The 279-nt window shown below is 71.0% G+C and carries 1 protein-coding gene; it reads left to right on the top strand.

Going from position 1 to position 279, the window contains the following annotated elements; translation table 11 throughout:
- The coding region (locus SB717_RS35235; RefSeq protein ID WP_410907555.1) for a sulfurtransferase at positions 1 to 279 on the top strand (279 nt) is incomplete at both ends.

The following is a 279-nucleotide window of genomic DNA, read 5'->3' as shown; positions in this document are numbered from 1 at the left end:
GCGGCGGCCGAGCCGGGGACACTGCCGGGGGCGGTCAATGTCCCGCACTCCACCTTCGTCGTCGACGAGGGCCGGGACGTCATCGACCGCGACGCACTGGTGTCGCTGATCGCGCAGGTGGGTCTGGAGCCCGAGGGCGCGCAGATCTCCTTCTGCAATACCGGCCACTGGGCGTCGGTCGGCTGGTTCGCGCTCAGCGAGGTCGCCGGCAATCCGGATGTCCGCATGTACGACGGCTCGATGGTCGAGTGGACGGGCGAGGGCCGCCCGGTCCAGACC

Source organism: Priestia sp. SIMBA_032, assembly GCF_046535215.1.
Lineage (GTDB): Bacteria > Bacillota > Bacilli > Bacillales > Bacillaceae_H > Priestia > Priestia aryabhattai.
The sequence above is the reverse complement of the archived record's forward strand: the minus strand, read 5'-3'. Positions and strand labels throughout refer to the sequence as shown.